This is a genomic window from Dactylosporangium sp. NPDC051541 (assembly GCF_044454505.1).
GTDB lineage: Bacteria > Actinomycetota > Actinomycetes > Mycobacteriales > Micromonosporaceae > Dactylosporangium.
Window position 1 is genome coordinate 208,177 of the sequence record NZ_JBITDU010000012.1, and the last position, 14,015, is coordinate 222,191.

Annotated in this window: 18 protein-coding genes and 2 tRNA genes; 6 read left to right on the plus strand and 14 right to left on the minus strand. The window is 67.6% G+C overall.

All coding sequences use genetic code 11. The features are described 5' to 3' along the window. The first annotated feature begins 1 nt into the window (after window position 1). The 5 genes from gyrA to ACIA8L_RS40995 all read left to right on the plus strand — a co-directional run bounded on the left by gyrA (window position 2) and on the right by ACIA8L_RS40995 (window position 3,793). Window positions 2-2,524, plus strand: a complete 2,523-nt coding sequence (gyrA, locus tag ACIA8L_RS40975) for a DNA gyrase subunit A (protein WP_395913188.1) — start codon at window positions 2-4, stop codon at window positions 2,522-2,524. 3 nt (window positions 2,525-2,527) lie between these two features. Further along, window positions 2,528-3,373, plus strand: a complete 846-nt coding sequence (locus tag ACIA8L_RS40980) for a DUF3566 domain-containing protein (protein ID WP_395913190.1) — start codon at window positions 2,528-2,530, stop codon at window positions 3,371-3,373. A 122-nt stretch (window positions 3,374-3,495) separates the two neighbouring features. After that, window positions 3,496-3,569 (plus strand) — tRNA-Ile (locus ACIA8L_RS40985). Window position 3,570: 1 nt separating this feature from the next. After that, on the plus strand, window positions 3,571-3,699 hold the full coding sequence (locus ACIA8L_RS40990; RefSeq protein ID WP_395913191.1) for a DLW-39 family protein: 129 nt from the start codon (window positions 3,571-3,573) through the stop codon (window positions 3,697-3,699). An 18-nt stretch (window positions 3,700-3,717) separates the two neighbouring features. Further along, window positions 3,718-3,793: transfer RNA gene (locus ACIA8L_RS40995), tRNA-Ala, on the plus strand. Window positions 3,794-3,856: 63 nt separating this feature from the next. Here the strand turns inward: ACIA8L_RS40995 and ACIA8L_RS41000 are convergent. The 14 genes from ACIA8L_RS41000 to ACIA8L_RS41065 form a co-directional block, all read right to left on the minus strand. Further along, window positions 3,857-5,077 carry a tyrosine-type recombinase/integrase gene (locus ACIA8L_RS41000; RefSeq protein WP_395913193.1) on the minus strand — a complete coding sequence of 407 codons (1,221 nt, stop codon included), beginning with the start codon at window positions 5,075-5,077 and terminating at the stop codon, window positions 3,857-3,859. Between the two features lies 1 nt (window position 5,078). Beyond that, a complete protein-coding gene (locus ACIA8L_RS41005) occupies window positions 5,079-5,240 on the minus strand; it encodes a helix-turn-helix transcriptional regulator (protein WP_395913195.1) in 162 nt (53 codons plus the stop codon). Between the two features lie 14 nt (window positions 5,241-5,254). Next, window positions 5,255-6,910, minus strand: a complete 1,656-nt coding sequence (locus ACIA8L_RS41010) for a replication initiator (RefSeq protein WP_395913197.1) — start codon at window positions 6,908-6,910, stop codon at window positions 5,255-5,257. Next, on the minus strand, window positions 6,907-7,266 hold the full coding sequence (locus ACIA8L_RS41015) for a hypothetical protein (RefSeq protein WP_395913199.1): 360 nt from the start codon (window positions 7,264-7,266) through the stop codon (window positions 6,907-6,909). Before ACIA8L_RS41015 ends, ACIA8L_RS41010 begins: the two co-directional genes overlap by 4 nt. Continuing rightward, window positions 7,263-7,763, minus strand: a complete 501-nt coding sequence (locus ACIA8L_RS41020) for a DUF2637 domain-containing protein (protein WP_395913200.1) — start codon at window positions 7,761-7,763, stop codon at window positions 7,263-7,265. Before ACIA8L_RS41020 ends, ACIA8L_RS41015 begins: the two co-directional genes overlap by 4 nt. Next, window positions 7,763-7,951 (minus strand): hypothetical protein, encoded by a 189-nt coding sequence (locus ACIA8L_RS41025; RefSeq protein WP_395913201.1) that lies wholly within the window; start codon window positions 7,949-7,951, stop codon window positions 7,763-7,765. The genes ACIA8L_RS41020 and ACIA8L_RS41025 overlap by 1 nt, the downstream gene beginning before the upstream one ends. Before the next feature lie 20 nt (window positions 7,952-7,971). Continuing rightward, window positions 7,972-8,205: a spread protein gene (locus ACIA8L_RS41030; RefSeq protein ID WP_395913202.1), complete on the minus strand. Its 234-nt coding sequence runs from the start codon at window positions 8,203-8,205 to the stop codon at window positions 7,972-7,974. Next, window positions 8,202-9,803 (minus strand): FtsK/SpoIIIE domain-containing protein, encoded by a 1,602-nt coding sequence (locus ACIA8L_RS41035; RefSeq protein WP_395913204.1) that lies wholly within the window; start codon window positions 9,801-9,803, stop codon window positions 8,202-8,204. The genes ACIA8L_RS41030 and ACIA8L_RS41035 overlap by 4 nt, the downstream gene beginning before the upstream one ends. Before the next feature lie 27 nt (window positions 9,804-9,830). Further along, window positions 9,831-9,965: a hypothetical protein gene (locus ACIA8L_RS41040; RefSeq protein ID WP_395913206.1), complete on the minus strand. Its 135-nt coding sequence runs from the start codon at window positions 9,963-9,965 to the stop codon at window positions 9,831-9,833. Between the two features lie 153 nt (window positions 9,966-10,118). Further along, on the minus strand, window positions 10,119-10,337 hold the full coding sequence (locus ACIA8L_RS41045) for a hypothetical protein (RefSeq protein ID WP_395913207.1): 219 nt from the start codon (window positions 10,335-10,337) through the stop codon (window positions 10,119-10,121). Next, window positions 10,334-10,726: a transcriptional regulator gene (locus ACIA8L_RS41050; protein WP_395913209.1), complete on the minus strand. Its 393-nt coding sequence runs from the start codon at window positions 10,724-10,726 to the stop codon at window positions 10,334-10,336. Before ACIA8L_RS41050 ends, ACIA8L_RS41045 begins: the two co-directional genes overlap by 4 nt. Before the next feature lie 156 nt (window positions 10,727-10,882). Then, entirely contained in the window at window positions 10,883-11,611 is a 729-nt protein-coding gene (locus tag ACIA8L_RS41055) for a GntR family transcriptional regulator (RefSeq protein ID WP_395913211.1), read from the minus strand. A 101-nt stretch (window positions 11,612-11,712) separates the two neighbouring features. Next, window positions 11,713-12,102 carry a hypothetical protein gene (locus tag ACIA8L_RS41060; protein WP_395913213.1) on the minus strand — a complete coding sequence of 130 codons (390 nt, stop codon included), beginning with the start codon at window positions 12,100-12,102 and terminating at the stop codon, window positions 11,713-11,715. Window positions 12,103-12,203: 101 nt separating this feature from the next. Continuing rightward, window positions 12,204-12,464, minus strand: a complete 261-nt coding sequence (locus tag ACIA8L_RS41065; protein WP_395913214.1) for a hypothetical protein — start codon at window positions 12,462-12,464, stop codon at window positions 12,204-12,206. A 315-nt stretch (window positions 12,465-12,779) separates the two neighbouring features. On the opposite strand from ACIA8L_RS41065, the gene ACIA8L_RS41070 reads away from it, so the two are divergent. Beyond that, window positions 12,780-13,997, plus strand: a complete 1,218-nt coding sequence (locus tag ACIA8L_RS41070) for a helix-turn-helix domain-containing protein (RefSeq protein WP_395913216.1) — start codon at window positions 12,780-12,782, stop codon at window positions 13,995-13,997. Window positions 13,998-14,015 lie beyond the last annotated feature (18 nt).

A 14,015-nucleotide genomic window follows, 5' to 3' on the forward strand; every position in this document is an offset into this window, starting at 1 on the left:
CGTGACGGAACCGACTTCCACCCCTGAGAACCCGGAAGTGACTCCGGCCGAGGGTGGGTCTGCGGTCGCCAGCCGTATCGAGCCGGTCGGCATCGAAGTCGAGATGCAGCGTTCCTACCTCGATTACGCGATGAGCGTGATCGTCGGGCGAGCGCTGCCCGACGTGCGTGACGGCCTCAAGCCCGTGCACCGCAAGATCCTCTACGCGATGTTCGACGGCGGATACCGCCCCGACCGCGGCTACGTGAAGTGCGCCCGCGTCGTGGGTGACGTGATGGGCAACTACCACCCGCACGGCGACGCCTCCATCTACGACGCCCTCGTGCGCATGGCGCAGAGCTGGTCGCTGCGCTACCCGCTGATCGACGGCAACGGCAACTTCGGCTCGCCGGGCAACGACCCGGCCGCGGCCATGCGATACACCGAGGCCCGCCTCGACCCGCTGGCCATGGAGATGCTGCGGGACATCGACGAGGAGACCGTCGACTTCGTCCCCAACTACGACGGCCGGGCCCAGGAGCCCACGATCCTGCCGTCGCGCATCCCCAACCTGCTGGTCAACGGCAGCACCGGCATCGCGGTCGGCATGGCGACCAACATCCCGCCGCACAACCTGCGGGAGATCGCCGCGGCCGTCCAGTGGTGCCTCGACCACCCCGAGGCCGACGAGGCCGAGACCCTCGACGAGCTGATCGGCATCGTGAAGGGCCCGGACTTCCCCACCAAGGGCCTCATCGTGGGTACCGCCGGCATCATCGACGCCTACCGCACGGGCCGCGGCTCCATCCGCATGCGCGCCGTGGTCGAAGTCGAGGAGGACGCCCGGGGCCGGACCATTCTCGTGGTCACCGAGCTGCCATACGCGGTCAACCCCGACAACCTGGCCGAGCGGATCGCCGACCTGGTGAAGGAGGGCAAGCTCGCCGGCATCGCCGACATCCGCGAGGAGTCCTCCGGCCGCACCGGCATGCGCCTGGTGATCGTGCTCAAGCGCGACGCCGTGGCCAAGGTGGTGCTCAACAACCTCTACAAGCACACGCAGCTGCAGGAGACGTTCGGCGCCAACATGCTGGCGCTGGTCGACGGCGTGCCCCGCACGCTCAACCTCGCGCAGTTCGTGCGGCACTACGTGGCTCACCAGGTCGACGTCATCGAGCGGCGCACCCGCTACCGGCTGCGCAAGGCCGAGGAGCGCGCGCACATCCTGCGCGGCCTGGTCAAGGCCCTCGACATGCTCGACGAGGTCATCGCCCTCATCCGGCGGTCGCCGAGCGCCGAGGAGTCCAAGAACGGCCTGATGAACCTCCTGGACATCGACGACATCCAGGCCACCGCGATCCTCGACATGCAGCTGCGCCGGCTCGCCGCGTTGGAGCGCCAGCGCATCTTCGACGAGCTGGCGAAGATCGAGATCGAGATCGCGGACTACAAGGACATCCTGGCCAAGCCCGAGCGAGTGCGTCAGATCATTTCGGACGAACTTGCCGAGATCGTCGCTCGCCGCGGCGACGACCGCCGCACCCAGGTCATCCCGTTCGACGGCGAGGTCTCCATGGAGGACCTCATCGCCCGCGAGGACGTTGTGGTGACGATCACGCGGACGGGGTACGCCAAGCGCACCAAGGTCGACCTCTACCGCTCCCAGAAGCGCGGTGGCAAGGGCGTCTCCGGCGCGACCCTGCGGCAGGACGACATCGTCAGCCACTTCTTCGTGTGCTCGACGCACGACTGGATGCTGTTCTTCACGAATAAAGGTCGGGTTTATCGGGCAAAGGCCTATGAACTGCCCGAGGCTCAGCGGTCGGCGAAGGGGCAGCACGTCGCCAACCTGCTCGCCTTCCAGCCCGAAGAACACATCGCGCAGGTGATCGAGATTCCGAACTACCAGGTGGCGCCGTATCTCGTCCTGGCGACCAAGGACGGGCTCGTCAAGAAGACCAAGCTGGAGGAGTTCGACTCCAACCGCTCGGGCGGCGTCATCGGCATCAACCTGCGCGAGAACGACGAACTGGTCGGCGCCGCCCTGCTCGGCCCGGAGGACGACCTCCTCCTGGTCAGCAAGCAGGCCCAGGCCATCCGGTTCACCGCCAACGACGACGCGCTGCGCCCCATGGGCCGCGCGACCTCGGGCGTCATCGGCATGCGGTTCACCGACGGTGACGAACTGCTGGCCATGGAAGTTGTACGCGAGGGCATGGATCTGGACGTTCTGGTGGCCACCGACGGTGGTTTTGCCAAGCGCACGCCCATCGAGGAGTATCCGGTGCAAGGGCGCGGCGGCAAGGGCGTCCTGACCGCTAAAATCACGTCGCGGCGCGGTGGTCTCGTCGGCGCGGTGGTGATCGACCCGGATGACGAGTTGTTCGCCATCACCTCCAACGGTGGCGTGATCCGGACTCCAGTGAAGCCTGTACGGCGTACGAGAGATCGGAACACAATGGGGGTCAAGCTCATGGACCTTCCTGAGGGTGTGACCATCGTCGCGATCGCCCGCAACGCCGATGAGCCCGACGAACAGGACTAGTTGATGACAGACACACAGGCGAAGTCGGGGACCGCCTCGGCAACCGAAGAGGCCAAGAGGGCCGGAGAGGCTGCCATGACGGGATCTGACTCGGGGGCGCCTGCCGCCGGTGGAGAGCCTGGCTCGTCCAACGGAGCCAGCTCGTCCTCCCCGTTCGAGACCACGTCCGGGGGCACGCCGAAGTTCCAGCGGGCCCCGGGCATGCTGCCTCCGCCCGACTCGCTGACGGTGCCGATCCAGTCGCCGGCCGCTCCTCCGCTGTCGTCGATCCCGACCAGCGGCCCCGGCGCCGGCTCCGGCCTGGGCAGCACCGCCACGGGCACGGCCAGCGTCTCGGCCATCGCCCGCGCCGCCGTCCGCACCCCGGCCGCCGCCGCGACCCAGGCCATCAACACGCCGACCCCCGCGGTCAGCGGCTCGGCCCGGGTCACGGAGGCCGTCCGCGCGGCCCGCAAAACAGTCAGCTCCGCCGTCGGCCGCGGCCCCCGCCGCGCCCGCCTGCACCTCAAGCGGATCGACCCGTGGTCGGTGATGAAGTTCGCGTTCGCCGTGAGCTTCGTCCTGTTCGTAGTCCTGATCGTCGCCACCTCGGTCCTCTACCTGGCCTTGGACGCGATGGACGTCTTCAAGAGCATCAACAAGCTCCTGGCCGACCTGGTCAGCTCCACCGGCGGCTCCGGCTCCGACACCTTCCGCATCACCGCGAAGGGCGTCATCGGCGGCGCCGCCCTCCTGGGCGTGGTCAACGTGGTCCTCTTCACCGCCCTGGCCACGCTGGGCTCGTTCATCTACAACGTGTGCGCCGACCTGGTCGGCGGCATCGAGCTCACGCTGGCCGAGAAAGACTGAGTTTCGCGCCCCCTGGCGCCGGTTCGCCGCGCCAGGGGGGAACCGGTTTGAGGCGGGCGTGGGGGGTACGGTAACCTTCTGTTCGCACCGCTACGGGGATCGAACCCCGAGGGTGTTGTGCTGGGGCTATAGCTCAGTCGGTTAGAGCGCAGAGCTGATAACTCTGAGGTCGCTGGTTCGATTCCAGCTAGCCCCACATGTTGAAAAAGGTGCTCCTGGTGGTCGCCGTTGTCGGAGCCGCCGCCTACGTCGCGAAGCGCGTCAAGGCCGCCAACGAAGAGCGCGCCCTGTGGCACGAGGCGACGACGGCCCCGGACCTGCGCTAGTCTGAAGCCCACCCCAGCGGGGGCGTAGCTCAACTGGCAGAGCACCGCCTTTGCAAGGCGGGGGTTAGGGGTTCGAGTCCCCTCGCTTCCACCATTCACGGCGTCTGACCTGCTCTTTTGGGTTCGCCAAGATCGGCCGGTAAGCCGCGGGTAAGTCTTAGGTTCTCTCGCGCGCCGCTCTCAGGGCCTCGCCGAAGATGCCTTGCGTCTTGATCCGCTTCGGCCACCAGCCGACGTAGGTCTCCAGCGTTAGGGTCAGCGACTTGTGCCGGAGCGCCCGCTGGACCTCCTGCGGCTCTGCCCCGTTGGTGATGAGCACGGTGGCGAAGAAGTGCCGCAGCGCGTGGAAGCCTGCGTGCTCCGTGTTCGGCCAGCCAGCCTTCTCCCGCCACTTGCCCCACTCCCGCGACCAGATCCGATCAGTGATCGGGTTGCTGTGTCGGGAAGTGAACAGTAGCGGCACTGTCCGCCACTTCTGCTCGCCGGACGTGAGGTCGGGTAGGTCGATCTCTACCGGCTCGAACTCCGCTTTGTGCGCCGCGAGGTGCTCCGCGACCAGGGCGTCGAGGTCGACGGTCCCGGACGAGCCGGCCTTCGGCCGCGTCAGGTAGAAGCCGCCGTGCTCTTTCGGCGAGTAGCGCAGTTGCTGAACGACATGGAGTTGGCCCTCTGCCGGGTCGGCGCACCGCGGGCCGTCCTCCATTCCCAGCGCCTCACCGAAGCGCAGTCCTTCGCCGGCCCCGAGCCAGCCGGCCGCTCGGAATCTCGGGGGCATCGCGTCCAACATGCGCCACACCTCGTCGGCGGTGGGCACCCATTTCGGTGCCGGGGTCATGCCGCCGAGCGTCTTGGCCAGCTTGATGCCCTCGCACGGGTTGTCCTCAAGAACCTTGTCCCGGACCATCGCCGCGCAAATGGCGTCGAGCAGCTCGAAGTACAGCTTGATCGAGGCCTTCGACTCGATGGTCCGGCGCATGGCGGTCAGCCACTCAAGCACGCTCGTCTCGGTGATGCTCTTGACTGGTTCGGCTCCGAACGTCGGCAGCAGGTGAACCTTGAGATTCGAGATCACTCGCTCGCGCGTCTCGATCTCCCAGCCCATTTCGCGGGCGAGCCGCCACCGCTCCGCATAGTCCCCGAACGTCAGACCAGTTGCCGAACGGATTAGGCGCCTTGGTGTCTCGGGCAGCTCGCCTTTGATTGCGTTGCGTTCCCACTCCTCCGCGTCGATCTTGCGTTCGAACGCTTTGGTGCGCTCCTCACCGTCCGCATCGAGGTAGACACACCGCCACCGCTTACCGCGCCCGTACCGAGCCGTCTTCACCCGCTCCTTGTTCGGCCCCGGCTTCGGTGAGAACCACAAGTCATAGACCGGCATGTCAGGCTGCCTCTTCGTTGCGGAACCAGGCCTGCACGTCCGCCCGGTCATATCGCAGGTGCCGGCCAACCTTCCGCGCTTTGGGTCCTTTCCGGTGTGACCGCCACTGGTAGAGCGTTCCCTTGGGCACGCGCAGCAGTTCGGCCACTTCGTCGATGGACATGTACGGCTCCACCCTCACCCTTTCTCCCCGTGATCGACTGGCTGTTCCGTCGCGGCTTCGTACTGTGCGGCACGATCTCGCGCGGCGTTCAATGCGTTGCGCCAATGGATGCGTTGCGCCAAGGCCTTCAGCAGGCGGTGTCGCATCGGCATCAGGTCGGGATCGTTCGGCCGGGCGAGTTCCCAGGCGACCGGAGCGGTTGCCTCGGATTCGGGCACTGCTTCGACGCCGAGGAGCGCGCGGACCCAGGCTTTGGCGTCGTACCGGTGATCGGCGAGGGTCTTCCCGGACCAGTCCCGGGAGACGAGGATGCGCCGCCCGCCGATACCGAGCGTGGAGCGCTGGTGGACACGGCCCTTGCAGTTGCCGGGCCGGAGCCGGGCGTGGGCGTTCTTGGGCTGGATGCCGTAGAGGAGCCAGTTCGCGCACCGGTCCGAGCACGGGGTTATCCGCAGCTCCCGCCAGAACCGCTCGAGGTGGTCCCGCTGCCGGTCCGTGGTCACGGCGTGGCAATCGGCCGCTGACTTGGTGATGTACTTCGTGATGTAGCCGATGGCTCGCTCAGCGTTGCTGTCGCTGGCGTTGACGCCTTCAGCGCGCAGCTGGGTCCCGAACCGAATGACGTGCGCCGGCTCATCCTCGATCGTTTCCAGCGCCTCATCCCAGGTGGTGAGGGACCGGCCAGTCTCGCTGTCGCACCAGCTCTCGCCGTCCCAGACAGGTCGGGAGGTTGGTGCGTCGGTCTTCGGCCACCACACCTGGTGATAGGTGGCCGCTGCGACTTCCTTGAGGACCGCGCGGGAGATGGTGCCGCGGATGGCGAAGTGGGCGTGCGGAGCGAGGCGGCGTTGCGGCTCAACGCATCCGGCGTATTGGACGTTCCAGCCGACGCAGCGGCGCAGGTTCTGCCAGAACCGGTCGAGCAGCCGCGGGAAGGCGATCGCGTCCCAGGCCGCCCGCCGGTAGTCGTAGGTCCCCGGATCGACGGGTGAGCCGTCGGACCGTACGGGGCCGTACGAGTCCAGCGTGACCGTGAGCCACATCGACGGCCGGTACTCGGTGCCGTCCGGAGCCGTGTAGACCCGGCCGATGGTGCGCGGATCGACTTTCTGCCGAGGCAGCGCGGGTGCGTCCTGGCGGCGTTTGGTGGACCGTTGCCGCTTCGGCCCCGCCGGCTTGTCGTGCGGCGGGGCAACGCTGCCCCGCAGACCTTCGGCCGTGATTGCTTCCTCAACCTCACGGATGGCTTCGTCGACTTCGGCGACCTGATCCCACTGCGACTCGCGTACGGCTTGATCGCGGCCGTGTTCGAGGTGCGCGCGGAGGCTGATCAGCGATCGCTGTTGTTCCGTTGCCGGTACCGGGCCGGGTACGGGTTCATCGACACGGTGCCAGCCCTCGCGGATCTGGACCTTGCGGAGCCGACGAGCCCGTTCCGCGCAGGGCTTGCACTTGTCGTCCCGGGTCGCGCCGCACGGCACGTCGATGATCTCGGTCTTGCCGGTTTCCAGGTCGGTGCGGCGCAGCCCGATCGGTCGCAGGCAGACGCCGTACTCGGCCGCCATGTCCTTGACGACGTCGGCAGCGAGGGGGATGAGCCGGCGGGCAGCTCGGGAGCCCGGCCGGGGCTGCTCGTCCGGTTCGAGTCCCGGTAGCGCGGTGATGGTCATCGGCGACCCCGGCCGTCCCGCTGGCTGGCGATGGCGCCGGCGACGAAGAGGACCAGGGCGATAGCCACCCAGTGCGCGGTCACCCAGGCGACGAGCAGCCAGATCATCCACCCGACGATGCCCATTCCGGTCAGACCAGCGAGAATCACGGCGACCTGAGCAGCGCGGCGCCGGCCCTGTCGTTCCTGAACGGGCTGGAGCAGCGTCACGTCGATGGCGTATCGATCTCCGCCGAGTGGCTGTGGACGTCCGTAGCGGACGAGATGCCCTCGCGCGCTCGCCGAGCGGAGCACGTTGGCGAGTTGGTCGGCGGGGCCGGTGAGGTAGTGGTCAACGGGCTGGAGTTCGCCGGTCATCGCACGATTCCTGATGGGATGGCGCCGTTGATTGCCTTGAGCGGCAATGGTTTCGGCTCGACAACAGGCTCAGGCTCCGGTGGGGGTGTGGTCCGGCTGGGTGTGCTGGAGGCGAGTAGCGCGGCGGCGGCCATGACCATGAGCCCGTCGACGGCGGCTGGGCCGAACACTGAGGTGAGTCCGTCTTCGCCGTAGTGGCGGATGAGGCCGGATAGGTGCCGGTAGGACACGACCGCCGCGACGAGCGCGACGATGAGCAGTCCGCCGTATCGAGCCAGCCGCCACCATGCGCCCGCCGGCCACTGGGTCCGGATCAGGATCTCCACAGCGACGAACAGGGCAATGGGCCAGAACATCGCGGCGACGACGGCGCCGGTCTCGGGACGCCAGCCCAGCGGGGCACCGATGGGTGGGACGTAGCAGTGGGCGACGTTCGCGGCGAGGGATGCCGTGCCGCCGAGGACGGTGCCGATGTAGGCCCAGGTGCGTCCGGTCATCAGTTCCACCCGAACCCGTCGCGGTCTTCGGCGGTGCAGTTGGTGTGTCGGCGGTGTGCTGTGCTGAGGATGTCGTCGTGGTCGGCGTTGAACGCTGTGCAGTAGGGGCAGGGCAGGTCGGGGTTGACGTGGACGCTGTCGATGCAGCCGGGTCGGCGGTTGCGTCGCCGGGGGTGGCGTTGTCCCATGGGGGGCCTCCTGTGGCGATTCAGCGAGATTTGGGGGTGATGGGGACGCGGATCCAGTCGGGTGGGGTGCCGGTGGAGGCGACGGCTTCGGAGAGGCAGCGCCACAGCGCCCATGCCTCGTCCGGGGTCAGGTACATGCGCCTGCGACCTGGGCCGACCGCGACGTAGAGGTCTTCGCCCTCGGTCACCCGCACCGTCACCGGGGAGGTGCCGCGTTCGCGGTCGGGTGCGCGGAGCCGGTAGAAACGCCTCATGCCGCCGGCTCCCCGCCGAGCAGGTCAGTCAGGCTGTCAGGCAGCAGCGGACCCGGCTGATAGCGATGCGACGCAGGCTTCACCCGCGGCTTGACCGCCGTTGAGACCGAGCGCGGTGCGGGCACCTTCGGGGCGGCGTACTCGATCGCCATGTCTCGAATCTCTGGGTCGGTGACGTATGCGAACCGCACCCGCAGCGGTTCCGGCCGGTCATCCAAGACCACGTAGCCGATGCCGCGCATGCTCGGGTCGGCGGAGAGCTGGTCAGCGAGTGCGCCTTTGGCGCGGGAGCCGTCGCCGAGGACGAGGTCGACGTGGTTGCGTTCGTTGACCCGCAGTGCGATCCGGGTTGGGAAGAAGTCCCGCAGCTCCACGACTTCCTTGCGCGGGTCCTGGGTGAACGCCACGACCAGGAACCCGAGCCCGGCGCCCTGGGTGAGCAGCATCGCCAGCGCTGACCGCGCCCGGGTCCGCAGGTCCACGTCCTGCAACAAGGCGACCAGCGCGAGCAGCTCGTCAACGACCAGCACGTACAACGGCTCATCGACAGTCGGCGTGTGGAACCGGATGTGGCCTTGCATACGGGCCTGCCGCTCGCGCATCTTCGCGACGAGCTCGTCCAGCAGCTCGACCATGGCGGCGGGGTCGGTGAACGCGTACCGGGTGAACAGCTCCCGGCCGAGCGACAGCTCCACCCCGCCTTTCGGATCGATGCCCCAGAGCTGGACCAATCCCGGTGGGATGCCGGCCGCGATCGCCCGGACCAGCGACCACAACACCGATCCCTTCCCGGACCGGGTCGCACCGACGACCAGGATGTGCGTGGCGAGCAGCCGCAGCACGAACGTGCGCAGGTCCTCGCCGAGCCCAAGCTGGAGTCGGTCGAAGTCGGGTTCGTCGGGCACCGGGAACGCCGGAACGGTGCCCCGCAACGGATCGCGGCGCGAGAAGACCAGCCAGACCAGCCGCGGACGGTCCCGGAACCTCAGCCGATCCAAGGCTCGCAGCAGCGGAGCCGAACGGCCGACTCTGGCCAGCGGGGCGGAACGGCGCCCGGTGTAGACACGGCACTCGCGAGCGTTGAACGAGTACGCCATGTTCGCCGACGCCTGGTGGTACAGATCCGGGTTCTGGCCCCGAGGCATCCGCAGCAGCACTTCGTCCGCCGCCGGGGTGCATCGGACCTTCAGCAGCTTCGGCATGATCCGTGTGTCGTCGAAGCGCTCGGCGAGCTTGCACAGCGTCATGGCTTCACGCCAGTGCAGCTGGTAGAGGCTGATCCGCCGCCACCAGGCCAGCAGCGGCAACACCAGCAGCCGTTCGCACGACGTCTGCCAGCGCCACCGCCACAGCCAGCCCGCGCCGGCCACGGCGATGAGGACCAAGACCAGGGCAAGCCAGCTGTAGCGGTACCAGAGCCAAACCCCGCCAAGGGTGACGCTCAGCGAGACCCAGTTGCGTCGGATGACCGGGATCAGCCGCACCAGGGCCACGGCCGTCTTCCAAGCGAGGTACGGCCCGACGACCCAAATCACCACCCACCACGGCAGTGGCACCGATAGACGTCGGAAGTTGACGAGTGGAGCGTTGTTCTTCACCTTCGACCCTCCCCAGGGAACCCGGGTTCAGCCGGCGGCCGCGAGCGCTGCGAAGCGGCCGCGGGCATCGCGGCGGAACGCAACGAACGAGAACGGCATGCCGGTGAACCAGCGGGTGAAGCGCCCGGACGCGTCTCGCGCGACGGGCATCAGCAGTGCCACTTGGTTGGAGCAAGTGCGCAGGCCAGGCTGGAATGGGGAGCGGGATTTGGGCATGATGAAGCCCGCCTTCCTTTGTCGCCCCAAGCGATTACGAGGGAAGGAACGGGGCGGTCTGATGCCGTAGGAAGCTGGACCGCCCCGTACCTCTGTTGTTCAGGCCGCCGCCTGGAACATCGACCCGGACAGGACGTCGTCCGCCCGGTTCAGCACCGCGAAGACCCGTGCCAGCGCTGAACTGTCGAGGAACAGCGCCACGTTCGTGCTGGTGTCGCCGACCTCCAGGTACAGCCGGCCATCGTTCGACGCCCGGCACAGCCGCAGCGGTGTGTGAGCGTCGACGTGGACGTTCACCGAGACGATGACCGCGCTCATTTGCCGGTCCTGCCCGGCGCCGGCGTAGTACGGAAGCCCGTCGCCCTCAGCGAGTACGTCAGCCGACCCGTCTGCCCGACGTACGGCGTCACGGTCATGCCCTCGAACTCCACCGGCGCGAACGGCGCCGACGACTCCGGCACCGGCTGCACCGGAGCGGTGATCTTCACGACGACCTCACGGGCCCGGCCCGCCAGATCGGGGTCCATGTCCGAGACCCGCACCGACCACACCCGCTGCCCGGTCAGCTTGTCCACCGCAGGTGTGCGGGTCCGCGTTGCTTCGTTGTAGTCCTGCGCCTCGACGATCGAGTCCGGCACCAGCATGCAACCAGCCGGGAAGACGTCCTCGAACCGTACGGAGAAGCGCGTTCCACCCTTCAGTGCCACAGCGTTGTTCCTCCTGCTCGACTTGCTCGACTCAACCGGATGTTCAGTTGACTTGCTAAGTTGTTATTTGAGAGTAGCTCGGTGACTCAACTTGTTAAGTGGATGACCTTGCTCAATCCGTTAAATCGGCGAGATTGAGCAAGGTCGAAGCGACGGCTAGGTAACCGGGAACGAGTCCTCGAACTCCAGCCGGCCCGGCGGCACCGCGATGTCGATAACAAAGGCGGGCACGTCATCCACGGTCGCGATTCGCAGCAGCATGGTCAGCACCCAGCCGCCCTCATCGAGACCCAGCAGCTCCAGTTCTTCGGGCGTGGCCGGCCGGGTCGAGATCCGTTCCCGTGCGTGGCCGAAGTGCATGCCCTTGCGAGCGTGCAGGTACTCCTTCAGCCCACGCAGGAGCGGCTCCGGCAACGCAAGGCTGGTTCCCGCCGCCACGTCCACCGGGATGTACGTCGTGCGCAGCTCGATCGGGCCGACACCCTCGATGCTCATCAGGTGGCGGCGGGCCACCACTAGCGAGCCCTCGGCGAGCCCGAGTTCCGCAGCGATACGCGGCGGGGCGGGGACTTCGGCGACGTCAAGCACGCGCACCTGCCCCTCCACGTCGTCCGCGAGGAGCGCCGCAGCATGCGTCGGCATCGTCCGGACCCCCGGTGGCTTGCCCCGTGCGAAGCGGCCTTTGCCCTGCTGCGAGTCGATCCAGCCGTCCTGCCGCAGGATCTCCAACGCCCGCACGACCACCGGCCGGGACACGTCGAACTCGCCCATGAGCACGGTCTCGCTGGGCAGCATCATGCCGGGTGCGTACGTCCCGTCGCTGATGCGGGTCTGCAACGCGTTGACGATCTGGACGTACTTGGGCGGCACATACTCGATCGGCATCGAGACCGCCCTCCACGGAGACAACAACATAGCTTGTCAAGAGCTTATAAGTAGGGGTAGGCACCTGTCGATTCGGCCGTCCGGCTGATCCGCTCGACCGCTCACCCGGCTTCATCACGCCGCCGGATCTGCTCGACGTGGCGACGCCACACAGCCTCGATCGCCACGTCGTAGCCCTCCGCCTGCCAGTCCGCCCCGTCCGGGTCCGACAGCTCGACCTGTTCGACGTAGTCCACGGTGAACTTGGCGACGCCCGTCGCCCAGTCCCACGAGTACCGCTTGCGCTCACTCGGCCGGAGCGCCGACCAGCAGCGCGCAACCTCCTGCACCAACGCGCGGCGATCCGCAGGCTCCTCGATGCGAGGGCCCTGCTGACGAAGATGATCGACACCATCGACGATCACCGTCACCGAACGGCCGATCAGCGGCAGCAGCGCAAGTGCTACCTCAAGCTGAAGCTCTGCATCATTCCGTTGTTCCTGTTTGGCCATACCTACGCGACCCCTCACGTACTGCCTCCGCGGCCAGTCGGCGCGGAATGGGAAGATGAGTCGCGGTCCCTTGGTGCTACCGACATCAAGGGGCCGCCCTGTCAGGCGTTGTCGTTGCCTTGTTTGGCCTGAGCCATCGCCTCACGCAACGTCGAGGCGTAGCTCAGCGCCGCATCGCCGAGCCGCTCTGCGGAACGAATCGCCTCGTCCCAACCGCCATCGCCGCCGAACTCGATGACCACCGTGGACTCCAGATCCCTCAGGACGAGCACCGGATCGTTGTTGTCGTCCGCTGCCTCCCAGATCCGCAACGTGCCGACATCGAGGTCGACGTCAGCCTGCGGCGCCCGCAGCACATGCATCCGCGATACCTCCTTCATTGGTCAGGCCGTCTCGGCCGGCAATCGGTGCACACACGAACCGAGTAGCTGGCGTTCGACTCGTCGTCGCGTAGGCGCCCGATCCGGCTGACGAGCTTCCAGCCCCGGCCCTCGCAGGATTGGCACACCGATGCCTTCCGGCGGCTCACGGCCCACCATCCACGCACGTCAACCGCTCGATCCGCATTCGAGACGCCCGAAACATAGATGAAGCGTCTACCCAAAGGAGGCGTTCACCCCGGAAAATTGTTCCGGGGTCAACACGGAGGGCGGTGCGACGCTTACGACATGCGAGGGATGACGAGCAACTTGACCATCGGCGAGCGCGTGGCGTGGTACCGCCGCCGGCGCGGCATGTCGCAGGAGATTTTGGCCGGCCTCGTCGGCCGCACGGTCGACTGGCTGAGCAAGGCGGAGAACAACCGGATCGAGCTCGACCGCCTGTCCGTCATCAAGTCCCTCGCCGACGCGCTGGACATCGCCCTCGGCGACCTGGTCGCGGAGCCATCCCTGGTCGAGTGGACCAGCGAGAGTGGCACACGGACTGTGCCGGCTCTGCGCGCCGCGCTGATGAACTACCGCAACGTCACCCCGTTCGGCGCCACCGCTGCTGGCGCTGAGCCGCCGCCCGTGGCTGTGCTTGAACAAGAGCTGGCGACGTTGTGGGAGGCGTACCAGGCATCCCGGTTCGGCTACGTCACCGGCCGCCTGCCGAGCCTTATCGCCCACGCCGAGGCGGCCGTCGACACCTTCACCGGTGACCACCTGGACGCCGCCCGACGCATCCTTGGATTGGCGAACCAGCTCGCGGCCACGCAGCTGACGAAGATCGGCGAAGCGGACCTCGCATGGATCGCGGCCGACCGTGGTCTGACCGCAGCCCGCGCTGCCGGAGACGTCGTCGTGACCGGCACGCTCTTGCGGACAGTGGCCCATGCGTTGCAGGCGACCGGGCGGTATCGGGAGGCAGTCCAGCTCACCAACGACGCGGCAAACTACCTGGAGCCGCACCTGAGCAAGGCGACGCCAGAACTGCTGTCCGTCTACGGAACGCTCTTCCTTGCCGGCTCTATCGCGGCTGCGCGGGCCAGCGACGCCATCACCACCCGGACCTTCATCCAGCACGCCGATGAAGCCGCCACCCGACTCGGGCAGGATGCCAACCACCTATGGACCGCGTTCGGCCCGACCAACGTCGACATCCACCGAGTCGCCACCGCGGCCGAGCTCGGTGACGTGCAAGTCGCGGTGGATCTCGGTCCGCGTGTCGACACTGCCGGCCTGCCGATGGAGCGCCGGGTACGGCACGCGCTTGAGGTCGCCCGGGCCTACAGCGCATGGAACCGCACCGACGACGCGTTGGCGACCCTGCTGGACGCGGAGAAGATGGCACCGGAGCAGGTGCGCTACCACGTGCTCAGCCGTCAGTTGGTGCTCACGTGGATCCGGGCGCAGAAGCACAAGCCGTCAACTGCCCTGGTCGACCTGGCCCGCCGCCTCGACGTCATGGACTGAGCGCGTCACGCCCGCGCT

What these genes read in the sequence shown, in the direction of transcription:
- ACIA8L_RS41015 (WP_395913199.1), bottom strand. Translation starts at nt 7,266, where the DNA reads ATGACCGGCGAACTCCAGCCCGTTGACCACTACCTCACCGGCCCCGCC.
- ACIA8L_RS41000 (WP_395913193.1), bottom strand. Translation starts at nt 5,077, where the DNA reads ATGCCGGTCTATGACTTGTGGTTCTCACCGAAGCCGGGGCCGAACAAG.
- ACIA8L_RS41005 (WP_395913195.1), bottom strand. Translation starts at nt 5,240, where the DNA reads ATGTCCATCGACGAAGTGGCCGAACTGCTGCGCGTGCCCAAGGGAACG.
- ACIA8L_RS41065 (WP_395913214.1), bottom strand. Translation starts at nt 12,464, where the DNA reads ATGCATGTGCTGCGGGCGCCGCAGGCTGACGTCGACCTCGATGTCGGC.
- ACIA8L_RS41010 (WP_395913197.1), bottom strand. Translation starts at nt 6,910, where the DNA reads ATGACCATCACCGCGCTACCGGGACTCGAACCGGACGAGCAGCCCCGG.
- ACIA8L_RS41055 (WP_395913211.1), bottom strand. Translation starts at nt 11,611, where the DNA reads ATGCCGATCGAGTATGTGCCGCCCAAGTACGTCCAGATCGTCAACGCG.
- ACIA8L_RS40990 (WP_395913191.1), top strand. Translation starts at nt 3,571, where the DNA reads ATGTTGAAAAAGGTGCTCCTGGTGGTCGCCGTTGTCGGAGCCGCCGCC.
- ACIA8L_RS41030 (WP_395913202.1), bottom strand. Translation starts at nt 8,205, where the DNA reads ATGAGGCGTTTCTACCGGCTCCGCGCACCCGACCGCGAACGCGGCACC.
- ACIA8L_RS40980 (WP_395913190.1), top strand. Translation starts at nt 2,528, where the DNA reads ATGACAGACACACAGGCGAAGTCGGGGACCGCCTCGGCAACCGAAGAG.
- ACIA8L_RS41060 (WP_395913213.1), bottom strand. Translation starts at nt 12,102, where the DNA reads ATGGCCAAACAGGAACAACGGAATGATGCAGAGCTTCAGCTTGAGGTA.
- ACIA8L_RS41045 (WP_395913207.1), bottom strand. Translation starts at nt 10,337, where the DNA reads ATGAGCGCGGTCATCGTCTCGGTGAACGTCCACGTCGACGCTCACACA.
- ACIA8L_RS41020 (WP_395913200.1), bottom strand. Translation starts at nt 7,763, where the DNA reads ATGACCGGACGCACCTGGGCCTACATCGGCACCGTCCTCGGCGGCACG.
- ACIA8L_RS41070 (WP_395913216.1), top strand. Translation starts at nt 12,780, where the DNA reads ATGACGAGCAACTTGACCATCGGCGAGCGCGTGGCGTGGTACCGCCGC.
- ACIA8L_RS41025 (WP_395913201.1), bottom strand. Translation starts at nt 7,951, where the DNA reads ATGGGACAACGCCACCCCCGGCGACGCAACCGCCGACCCGGCTGCATC.